This is a genomic window from Brevibacillus daliensis (assembly GCF_021245735.1).
In the GTDB taxonomy this organism is placed as follows: Bacteria; Bacillota; Bacilli; order Brevibacillales; family Brevibacillaceae; genus Brevibacillus_B; species Brevibacillus_B daliensis.
Window position 1 is genome coordinate 1 of the sequence record NZ_JAJISB010000002.1, and the last position, 10,788, is coordinate 10,788.

Below are 10,788 nucleotides of genomic sequence, written 5' to 3' on the forward strand. Positions count from 1 at the left end.
AAAAAAGAGAACAGGTTAGGATGATACAATAATGCGGACGAAACTTAGTAAAAATCACGGCTTTATTTCCCTTTGGATAGGTAGTGCCATATCAGAATTGGCAGGAGCGTTTGGCACGTTCTCCAATTCCATTCTGGTGTATCAGATGACAGGTTCTGAGCTGGCTTTGGGGAGCATGTGGCTCCTTTATTTTATCCCCTCTATCCTCTTACAGCTAATTAGTGGACCCTTTATTGATAAGTGGAGCAGGAAATGGATCATGATATTTTCCCAATGGGTACGGGCTTTAATTTTTTGCGTTCCCCTTATCGCACTGTTTACTGGATATTTGGAAGTATGGCATATTTATTTCGTTCAGGTGATCATTGGTTTAATCACGCCACTTTACGTGCCTGCCAGCCAAGCTATTACACCTACTGTAGTGTCAAAAGAACATTTATCCACAGCAAATGCTTACCTAGATGGTACGACTCGACTGATGATGTTTCTTGCTCCCGTCTCTGGTGGGCTTGTCATCGAATATCTTGGGACAGAGCTAACGTTGTTATTGGTTATCTTACTTTTGTCAGCTAGTGGAGGACTATTAATCGGAATGAAGGAGGAGAGGATTGCTACTCCCCCACGGAAAACGTGGCTTGAGCAATTTACAGAAGGAATCCATTTCTTTTTCAAGGAGAAGAGTTTGGTTTGGTTTGGCATCTTTGTTGCGTTTGTTCAATTTGGGGTGGGCGTAACGATGGTAATCAATCTACCATATGTCCTGGATATCCTAAAAGGGGATTACAATGTTTACGGTTTATTCATGGCTGGGTTTCCACTAGGGTATGTGATCGGTTCACTATTGGTTGGCAAACTAACCTTCAACAGCAAAAGGACACTTATGCTCGGCTCTCTTGTTGTGGGGGGATTAACCTATGTCGTTCTAGGTTTGAATGAGTTCATTATGGTGGCAATTCTTGTTGAGATCATCGCGGGTATAGCAATGTCATTCTTTAACGTTCATAATACAACCATCTTTCAACAAAGGGTTCCTAATCATCTAATGGGCAAAATCTTTTCTGTCCGTCTGGTCATTATTAGAGGAACAATGCCCCTCGGTGTTCTGGTTGGTGGGATTAGTAGTGAACTCTGGGGCATACAGCCGCTATACCTTGCGATCGGTATCCTCATCTGTATCGTCTCAGTAATTGGTTTAACCTTTCCCTATTTTCAATTTATCGATAAGTCTGCGCACTCTCAGTAAACATCTATATGTATTGATCGTGAAACTTGGTAACCATACTTCTGCAGCTTGGTATATAATACTCATCATGAATTCCTTCATTTTTTCATGGTTCCGACTATTAAACCCAAATTTTTATAAAAGAGGTGACAGGTTTTGATGACTTTCTCCATACGCCCAGCTGATGAAAACGATGCTTCTGCTATTGCTACAATCGCCCAGTTATCTTGGCAACAGACATATGCCGAGATATTTCCGCTCGCTATGATTACGGAGTTTCTATCTCTAGCTTATTCTGTAGATAACCTCAAAAAAAGAATTCAGAATGATCAGAATAAGCAAACCAGACTTTTTCTTGTTGCTACCACTGTGTCAAATGAGATCGTTGCATTTGCTCAAGCCACACCCGATAAAAATCTAACTGGTAGTTACGAATTAATTCGCATCTATGCCAAACCTGATTTTTTCGGAACAGGTGTGGGCAAAGCATTATTTGACCACTTCTTGACTCATGTAGAAGACCTAAGAGAATTGAATGCCTGGGTTGAGGCAAAAAACCAGGTGGGACAAGCATTTTTTACCAACGAAATGGCTTTAATGCCGTTGGTAAAAAGACAGAAGCCATTCTTGGACATTCTACAGAGTTAGTTCTCTATCGGTATCAACAATGAATTAAGTCAAGGATATTCCATGCTAGGATTTTTAATCGTCTACAGCCAGCCCACTACAGTAGTCATTTACAGTTCACAAAAAAATCCCGCCACACCTTTTGTGTGACGAGATTTCAGCACTATTCCTTATCGATCTGTAGCTTCTTCAACGCTTCCATCAAAGCAGGATTGGTGAACTCTTCTTCCCGATCCTGCTTTTTCATATATTGTGAGACTTCACGTTTAGATAGTTTCGTATTTTTTTCTTTTCCCTTTCGCTCATTAAACGTGGACAGTTTCTCTCGATGCCCACATACACAAGCAAACATTCTGCCGTCCCCTTCTCCTCGCAATTCCAGCTTTTTGCGGCATTTAGGACATCTGGCGTTCGTTACTTGAGAAATATTTTTGCGATGACCACACTCCCGGTCTTGGCAGACAAGCATTTTACCCTTCTTACCGTTCACCTCTAGCATTAGCTTGCCACAATCCGGGCATTTACTACGAGTCAGGTTGTCATGTCGGAATCGCTGGTCACTCATTTTAATCTCTTGAACGATCTGTTTTGCATATCCCTTCATTTCACTGATAAAAGCTGGTCCGGACAATGATCCTTTTGCGATCGCTCCGAGCTTCACTTCCCACTCAGCTGTCAGGCTAGGTGACTTCAACTCATCTGGCACCAATTCCAGCAGTTGCTTCCCTTTTGAAGTGATATGCAGATACTTGCCTCTTTTTTCGATCAGGAAGCTGTTAAACAACTTTTCAATTATATCGGCACGAGTAGCTACTGTTCCTAGACCACCTGTTTCTCCAATCGTTTTCACCAGCTCTTTATCTGCACCTGCCATATAACGTACCGGATTTTCCATAGCAGATAACAGAGTTGCTTCCGTAAATGGTTCAGGCGGACGTGTTTCGCCTTTTGTTAGAGATACGTTCGTAATCGTCAGTTTATCACCTTGTGATAGTGTAGGAAGCAATTGTTCCTTCACATCCTCCTGTGTTTCTTCCTCTTCAAACTGATTCTCGTATACTTCTTTCCAGCCCTGATTTGTGATTGTTTTTCCTTTAGCAACGAATGTCTCGTCTCCGAGCTTAGCAGTTACACTGATCTGCTCATACTCAAATGGCGGATAAAAGACCGCTAAAAAACGTTTTACTACTAAATCATAGATTTTACGCTCTTTATCGCTTAATTTACTTAGAAGTACACTCTGCTCAGTCGGGATAATCGCATGGTGATCCGATACTTTGTTATCGTCGACGACATGTTTGCTTAGCTTTACCGGTTGTCTCAGTAGTTTGGCTGCAAAAGGTGTATAAGGCTTAACCGAACATGCACGGAATCGATCGGGTAAGGTCTCCACGATATCAGTAGAAATATAGCGTGAATCAGTTCTTGGATACGTTAATACCTTATGTGTCTCATACAAACTTTGCATGGTTGAAAGAGTTTCCTTAGCAGAGAATCCATAGCGCTTATTCGCATCTCGTTGTAATTCAGTGAGATCATATAACGCTGGAGCAAAGCTTTTCTTCGCAGTTTTCCGAATATCAGTGATTTGCGCTTCCTTGTTCTTTACTTGGATTACAATTTGTTCTGCTTTATCCTTGTTGAACGTTCTTACATCATTGTTAATTCGATCCTGCCACACGAGCTTCAGACCATTGTCTACCGATGCTGCTACTCCATAAAATGAGCGTGGAGTAAATTGTTGAATCTCCTCTTCCCTTTTGGCAATCATAGCAACAGTTGGTGTCTGAACACGACCGCATGAAAGCTGGGCATTATGCTTACATGTTAAAGCGCGCGTTGCATTAATTCCCACATACCAATCCGCTTCCGCACGAGCAACGGCCGATGCGTATAGGTTTTCGTATTCTTTTCCGTCCTTAAGCTTACGGAATCCCTCTTTAATCGCCTTGTCGGTAACAGAGGAAATCCACAGGCGCTTTACTGGCTTTTTCACATGTGCTTTCTCTAAAATCCATCTTGCTACCAATTCCCCTTCTCGACCTGCATCCGTTGCGATTATAATCTCGCCTACGTCACTGCGACCAAGGAGCTTTTTCACGGTTTGAAATTGCTTACCCGTTTGTCTGATCACTGTTAGCTGTAAGCGATTTGGTAGAAGAGGCAAATCTTCCAGCTTCCATGACTTATAGGTTTCTCCATACACCTCAGGATCTGCTAACGTAACCAAATGGCCGAATGCCCACGTGACGATATGAGTATCGCCTTCCATGTAGCCATTGGCTGATTTTTTACAGTGAAGTACATTTGCTATATCTTTACCAACGGAAGGTTTTTCCGCAATTACGATTGTTTTTTTCATTCTTGCTGTCATCCTCTCACTATGATACATCTGATAATCGGAACCTCGTCTGCATCATTTCCATTCTTGTTCTATGATAGCGTTAGTGAAGGTAGAGTACAAATAGATTGCGATATAATAACATTTGGTTGAATTGTTCATCAATTTCTGTTACTTATGCTGTGATAATTCCCTAATATTTGGTACGATGATGATAGTAAAATAACATACCACGCTCGCACCGTGAAATGGAGGCTGTTAGCATGTTCTCATGGGCTTCAAAATTAAGTGTATTACTATTATCATGCTCGTTAGTGGCTGGAACAGGAAGTGCCTACGCAGCAGAAGCTCCTCAAAAAATTCCTGTATCACCAACCCCAGTAGTATCAAAGAATGTCCCGCTATCTTCTTTACCTGCTAAAATTGCGCTTCAGAATGAGAGTACAATCTGGTTATGGGATGCTTCGCAAAAAGGGTCTATTCCAAAAGAAATCGTCAAGGATGGAACTGTTCAGCTCCTGGATTGGTCCGCTGATGGTAAATGGCTCGCCTATTTGCGTAGTCCGCATAAGAATTCCTATTCGTGGGATTTATGGGTAATCAGTGCAGATGGAAAACAGAAATTTCAGGTAGAAACTCTGCCTGTATACGAAACTGCAAAATGGTCCCCAACTGAATCCATGTTAGCTTACAGCACCGTGAAAGCAAGCACAACAGTTGATAATAACACTCTTCGCCCAACTAGACAGGAAGGCAGAGTCGTTCAAGTAACCCCTTCAGGCGTTCAAAAGATATCCACTTTTTATGAAGAAGTAGATTTTACTGATGTCTCTGATTTTTCATGGGCTCCAGACGGTAAAAGTCTTGCTGTTTCCTACCCACGCATAAATCAACAAAAATTGCATATTGATCAGGTATTTTTAAATGGCACTTCCAAAACGCTCTACACATTGCAGAAATCAAATAACACTTTCTTTAATGAAGATTATTATATATATCCTCGTTCAGCTATCGGTCTGGTTTGGTCGCCAAATGCTGAGTACATGGCCTTTTTCCTAAAGCCTAACTCTGGTTCCCTTTCTGCGGATGGCGTTCCCCTCCAGGTTTTACAGGTAAATACCAAGCGTATTTATGATATTGGGGGAGGATTAGTCTATCCAGAATGGTTATCCTGGTCGAAGGATAGTTCACGTCTCGCCTTTATAGAGGGGGGAGACAGGATGACTGCATATGGTAAACACCTAGCTATTTGGGAAGCCCTGACTAAGCAAGTATATGATCAGGGGAAAACAGGTATGGTAGACACATTGCCTCAATTTGCTCCCGATTCCTCCAGCCAATTATTCTTTTTACGAGGTAAAGAAACGGAATGGAATTATTCAGAGAATAAACCTCTAGTTCCTGACCAACGAATCTGGCAAGAGGATGTCTCATCTGGCAGTGAAAAACAGCTTACCGCAGGAAGTAAGGTAACGTCAGATACGTTATACTCGCTCTCACCTTCTCATGAGCAGATGACATTCGTCAGACTAACCACTCCAACAGAAGGTTCACTCTATATGAAAAATTTAGTGACCGGAAAAGAAGTTGAGATTCTTCGAGGTCTTACCCTCTCCCCAGGTTTCTATGGGAATTATGTACCGAGCTTTGTACGTGTCCAATGGTAATAGGTGATTCAATAACAAGGGTACTCCGATTTGAGAGTACCCTTGTTTTACTTTTTATATAAAAAGAGATTGACGTGAAAGCGCTTTCGTTTTACAATTGTAATCGTGTCATACATATGTTATATTTGTAATGAAACTCCATAAATGGTAGTTTTAGCTGATGTGATATTTTTTTCAACTCACCAGATTTTACTTGTTAGAAAATCTAAATAACATACCTTTCCGCTGGGTTTCGTGCCAAGTAATATGCTGAGAAAAGCATGTACTTGGCTATTTATTTTGAGCTGCTTCTACCATCTAATCATGCTTTTTCACTTAGCTTTTTTCTTCATTTTTTAAAAATTATGATAGTATCTTCAAGGAGGTTACATACAAGATACTGTCACAAAACCTATATCCGCAAAAAAATGTATGCAAACTGGGAGGAAAACGATGAAACATTTACTTCATGTTACAACAACTAAAATTGGAAGTCTGGTAGAACCCTTTTTAACGGAAAGCACACTCATTATCTTCAATGATGATGTACCAGATGAATTACACGACATCGCTATCTTACACACAAAGGCTGAATTGAGTGAACCAGTACAAGTTAGTGATTTACTGATCATAGGCGATAAAAGCTACTCTGTTACAGCAGTAGGTGATGTGACAAACAATACTCTTGCCAGTATGGGGCATTGCACCATAAAGTTCGATGGAGCGACTACACCGGAATTACCTGGAACCATTCACGTGGAAAATAATGAATTATTTACTCCTGCCATTGATATGACAATCTCATTTGTTAGACCGTAAAACCATCCTTACACTATTTTTGTTTAGAAGCTCCACCGGTCATTTTTAGTATAAGGTTAACTACGTATATCAAGTAAATTTGCATTCTTTAAGTAAATGTAAATAAAAATTACATTTATAATTTTTACAAAATTCATTGACTTGAAAACGCTTTCGTTTTACAATTGTAATTGTGTTGAACATATGTCATCGAGAGGAGCACCGATCTATGGGAATATGGGGTACACTAATCGTTTTTTTCGTTGGGATGTGGGTGTGTCAACTTATTTTTACACTCAAACAAATGAAGCACTTTCGATTGACAATGAATGAGATGCGGAAGCAAGCTTCAGGATTCCTTGGTGTTGGAGTACAGAAAACTCGCTTCTCTGTAGGAGCTGTTTCTATGGTCACAACCGATACAGATGGAATCATCACTCAGTGTAAAAGCATGAAGGGTGTAACTGTTTTTGCCAGATTACAACCTACTCCTGAAAAAATCGGAAAACATATCGATGCCTGCTTCGTTATTACCCCAACGAAACCTGAAGATAAAGCATTAAACATGGCAATCGAAAACATTAGAAGCGAACAACTCCGAAAACAACAAATAAAGCAAATTGACGAAAATCCAGAGCTACTTACTGATTCAATAGAAACTGATTCAATAGAAACCACTGATAAACCATCAATTGTATTCAATTCTTCTTGTTAACAAAAATATCAATTAATTGGGTTTCGTGCCAAGTAACATGCTACATGTGAGCATCTACTTGGCTTTTTCTTTTTAGCTTCTATTCATGCAAACAACGTAAGTAGTAAGTCTACTCTCTATCCACATTCCGATTTTTGATTATTACCAATTTTTACATTTTCATAAAGGAGGTCGATCACGTCTCACGTTTCAAGGATATTAGGTTAGTTTTACATTCAATCATCTTAAGGGGGTCATATTATGGATTTATTTGTCCATCTGGCTGAAGGATTTATCGGTTTGTTCAATGCAGGCGGAGAGACATTTATGGGATTGGTTACGGGTATTATTCCTACACTTGTCTGTCTCATTACTGCCGTTAACGCCTTTATCAAATTTTGTGGTGAAGAGCGTATCACTAATTTTGCCAGAAAATGTACAGGCAACATCATCTTACGGTATACCGTGTTCCCTGTTATGGCAATGTTTTTCTTAACCAACCCGATGGCATATACATTTGGACGCTTTTTAAAAGAAGAGCAGAAGCCTGCCTTTTATGATTCTGCCGTATCATTTTGTCACCCGATTACAGGTCTTTTCCCACATGCCAATCCAGCTGAATTATTCGTGTACATGGGGATTGCAACAGGTATCACTACTCTAGGCTTATCTTTAGGCCCCCTTGCAATTCGCTTCTTCCTAGTCGGTATTATCGTTATTCTCATCAGAGGTATCACTACTGAATATATCACCAAGATGATGATTAAACGTAAAGCCCAACAAGAATCGGCTATTCAATAATTGGAGAGGGGACTACAACAACATGGATAACTTTCGCGCTGTTCGTATTGTAAAAGGTTCTGGAGGCTGGGGTGGCCCACTTGTTATTAAGCCTACCGAAAAAAAGAAATATATCGCTTGCGTTACTGGTGGAGGGATACATCCCGTTGCAGAAAAAATTGCAGAACTAACTGGCGGTATTCCCATTGATGCTTTCAATACAAAGGTAGAACCTGATGAAATGGCTTGTGTGGTCATTGACTGTGGAGGAACGGCACGATGCGGTGTTTATCCTAGGCTAAATGTTATGACCGTAGATGTAACAGCAACTTCCCCATCAGGTCCATTAATTCAATTTATTAAAGAAGAGATTTTTGTTTCAGGTACTCGAGTACAAGATATATCTTTAGTTGATGATAATGTAAGCGTTTCCGTAACGGAAGATCAACCCATTATAAAAGAAGAGAAAAAAGAAAATCCAAATGCAGGTAAGAGCGCAAAAGAAATAAAAGATGAAGCCAAAGCAAAAGTAGCACAGATGAAAGCTGTTAAAAAACCTAACTTCATCGAACGTATCGGTCGCGTAATGGGTGGAATCGTTAACGTATTCTATCAGGCTGGTCGTGAAACGATTGAACAGATTATTAAGAACATCCTGCCGTTCATGGCATTTGTAAGTACCATCATCGGTATCATTAATTATTCAGGAATCGGGGATCTCATAGCAAAATTCGTTTCCCCACTTGCTGGTAGTTTAGTCGGTCTACTTATCCTATCCGTTATTGCTTCCTTACCGTTCCTCTCCCCTGTGTTGGGGCCTGGTGCTGTAATCGCTCAAGTGGTCGGGGTATTAATCGGTGTCGAAATCGGACGTGGTAATATTCCTCCGTCCCTTGCTCTCCCTGCCCTTTTTGCTATCAATCCGCAGGTAGGTTGTGACTTCGTTCCTGTTGGTCTTACTCTAGGTGATGCTGAACCAGAAACGATTGAAGTTGGGGTTCCAGCCGTACTTATTTCTCGTATCTTTACAGGTCCACTCGCTGTAGTCATTGCATTCTTGTTCAGCTTTGGCTTGTATTCAAATTAAGAAAAACTTCTATCGAAGCCCTTTCGAAGAAGCTGGTCCTTCATTAGCGGATGTTTTTCATGCGTATCAGGAAGTGAAGCTCCGCCGTTTATACATTCTGATACAGTAACAAAAATTAGATGAATAAAGAAACCATTACTAGCAGGCATCCAAATCAAACCGGATGCTTCCCATAATACTTACATATATAAACCCAAGGAGGAGAATTCATCTTGTTAAACATTAATCGTAAACTCGCACAATTGGCAAAAGATGGTGGATGCATTAACGTCGGCCTGGTAGGCGCAGGACAAATGGGACGCGGCTTAATTTCGCAAATCGAATCAATGAAAGGTATGCGTGTTGTAGCTACTGCCGATATTAACCCTGAAAATGGTGTACATGCATATAAAAAAGCAGGTGTAGCAAGTGGCTCAATCTGCGAAACCTCTGACAATGACAAAGCTGACCAAGCTATTAGTCAAGGTAATGTCGTTGTTACCAAAGAATCCTCTTTGATTACCAGTCTCGATAATGTGGACGTAATCGTTGACGCAACGGGGGTTCCTAATATTGGTGCTCAGGTTGCTTGGGATGGTATCCTGAATCGTAAACACGTGGTTATGCTAAATGCTGAAGCAGACGTAACAGTAGGTCCTCTACTATCTAAAATGGCGCAGGCAGCCGGTCTTGTCTATACAGGGACTGCTGGTGACGAGCCTGGTTGCATAATGGAGCTACATGACTTTGCCGATGCCCTCGGATTTGAAATTGTTGCACTTGGTAAAGGAAAAAACAACAAAGTAAACTTCTTCGCTAATCCAGATACCGCTCGTGATGAAGCAATCATGAAAGGGGCCAGTCCAAAAATGATTGCTTCCTTCCAGGATGGTACCAAAACAATGGTGGAAATGACATGCGTAGCAAACGCAACAGGCTTCATTCCTGATGTACAGGGTATGCATGGGATTGCTGCAAGTGTAAATGAATTACCAGATATCTTCCGTTTGAAAGAAGACGGCGGTGTTCTGAATCAAACCAAAATTGTTGAATATGTAGATGGTATCGCACCAGGAGTATTTGCCATTATAACTTCAGACAAGGAAGAAGTTCATCATGAAATGCAATATGTAAAAATGGGTAAAGGTCCAAACTATGTCCTGTACCGTCCTTATCACCTGTGTAGCTTAGAAACCCCGCTATCTGTAGCAAAAGCGTATCTCGAAAACGAGCCAACTATCGTTCCTTACTATGGTTCCATTGCTGAGACTGTTGCAGTTGCGAAAAAAGATCTGGTAGCAGGAGAAGCATTAGACAGTATCGGCGGTTTCACTTCATTCGGGCGCATCGTAACTTCTGAAGATAAAAAGAAAATGCGCGCTCTTCCAATCGGTTTGATCGGACCGCACATTCGACTGAAAAATAATGTCCGACGTGGCGAATACATCACATACGATGATGTAGAATTCACCTCTGAAAATATGATTCTTCATCTACGTAACATCATGGATGCTCAAATGAATTCCTAAGATACAATAAATAATGACAACGGAAAAATGCCCCTCTTTCGTAATGAACTGTGACCGTGTTTGTAGACAGTTTGAAAAAGAAACC

General features: G+C 40.8%; 9 protein-coding genes. 8 read left to right on the forward strand and 1 reads right to left on the reverse strand.

From position 1 onward, the window contains the following. The first annotated feature begins 31 nt into the window (after positions 1-31). Positions 32-1,243, forward strand: coding sequence for an MFS transporter (locus tag LM917_RS02845; RefSeq protein ID WP_232695985.1), 1,212 nt, complete (start codon positions 32-34; stop codon positions 1,241-1,243). A 138-nt stretch (positions 1,244-1,381) separates the two neighbouring features. Next, positions 1,382-1,870, forward strand: coding sequence for a GNAT family N-acetyltransferase (locus LM917_RS02850; RefSeq protein WP_232695986.1), 489 nt, complete (start codon positions 1,382-1,384; stop codon positions 1,868-1,870). Between the two features lie 142 nt (positions 1,871-2,012). Here the strand turns inward: LM917_RS02850 and LM917_RS02855 are convergent, their stop codons facing one another. Continuing rightward, positions 2,013-4,211 (reverse strand): DNA topoisomerase III, encoded by a 2,199-nt coding sequence (locus LM917_RS02855; protein ID WP_232695987.1) that lies wholly within the window; start codon positions 4,209-4,211, stop codon positions 2,013-2,015. Positions 4,212-4,453: 242 nt separating this feature from the next. On the opposite strand from LM917_RS02855, the gene LM917_RS02860 reads away from it, so the two are divergent. The 6 genes from LM917_RS02860 to LM917_RS02885 all read left to right on the forward strand — a co-directional run bounded on the left by LM917_RS02860 (position 4,454) and on the right by LM917_RS02885 (position 10,703). Further along, positions 4,454-5,857, forward strand: coding sequence for a copper amine oxidase (locus LM917_RS02860; RefSeq protein WP_232695988.1), 1,404 nt, complete (start codon positions 4,454-4,456; stop codon positions 5,855-5,857). A gap of 432 nt (positions 5,858-6,289) precedes the next feature. Further along, on the forward strand, positions 6,290-6,655 hold the full coding sequence (locus tag LM917_RS02865) for a PTS glucitol/sorbitol transporter subunit IIA (protein ID WP_232695989.1): 366 nt from the start codon (positions 6,290-6,292) through the stop codon (positions 6,653-6,655). 208 nt (positions 6,656-6,863) lie between these two features. Further along, on the forward strand, positions 6,864-7,349 hold the full coding sequence (locus LM917_RS02870) for a transcriptional regulator GutM (protein WP_232695990.1): 486 nt from the start codon (positions 6,864-6,866) through the stop codon (positions 7,347-7,349). A 240-nt stretch (positions 7,350-7,589) separates the two neighbouring features. Beyond that, on the forward strand, positions 7,590-8,129 hold the full coding sequence (srlA, locus tag LM917_RS02875; RefSeq protein WP_232695991.1) for a PTS glucitol/sorbitol transporter subunit IIC: 540 nt from the start codon (positions 7,590-7,592) through the stop codon (positions 8,127-8,129). Positions 8,130-8,151: 22 nt separating this feature from the next. Continuing rightward, positions 8,152-9,195 (forward strand): PTS glucitol/sorbitol transporter subunit IIB, encoded by a 1,044-nt coding sequence (gene srlE / locus LM917_RS02880; RefSeq protein WP_232695992.1) that lies wholly within the window; start codon positions 8,152-8,154, stop codon positions 9,193-9,195. Positions 9,196-9,407: 212 nt separating this feature from the next. After that, positions 9,408-10,703 (forward strand): NAD(P)H-dependent oxidoreductase, encoded by a 1,296-nt coding sequence (locus LM917_RS02885; RefSeq protein WP_232695993.1) that lies wholly within the window; start codon positions 9,408-9,410, stop codon positions 10,701-10,703. Positions 10,704-10,788: the final 85 nt, after the last annotated feature.

What these genes read in the sequence shown, in the direction of transcription:
- LM917_RS02845 (WP_232695985.1), top strand. Translation starts at nt 32, where the DNA reads ATGCGGACGAAACTTAGTAAAAATCACGGCTTTATTTCCCTTTGGATA.
- LM917_RS02850 (WP_232695986.1), top strand. Translation starts at nt 1,382, where the DNA reads ATGACTTTCTCCATACGCCCAGCTGATGAAAACGATGCTTCTGCTATT.
- LM917_RS02855 (WP_232695987.1), bottom strand. Translation starts at nt 4,211, where the DNA reads ATGAAAAAAACAATCGTAATTGCGGAAAAACCTTCCGTTGGTAAAGAT.
- LM917_RS02860 (WP_232695988.1), top strand. Translation starts at nt 4,454, where the DNA reads ATGTTCTCATGGGCTTCAAAATTAAGTGTATTACTATTATCATGCTCG.
- LM917_RS02865 (WP_232695989.1), top strand. Translation starts at nt 6,290, where the DNA reads ATGAAACATTTACTTCATGTTACAACAACTAAAATTGGAAGTCTGGTA.
- LM917_RS02870 (WP_232695990.1), top strand. Translation starts at nt 6,864, where the DNA reads ATGGGAATATGGGGTACACTAATCGTTTTTTTCGTTGGGATGTGGGTG.
- srlA (WP_232695991.1), top strand. Translation starts at nt 7,590, where the DNA reads ATGGATTTATTTGTCCATCTGGCTGAAGGATTTATCGGTTTGTTCAAT.
- srlE (WP_232695992.1), top strand. Translation starts at nt 8,152, where the DNA reads ATGGATAACTTTCGCGCTGTTCGTATTGTAAAAGGTTCTGGAGGCTGG.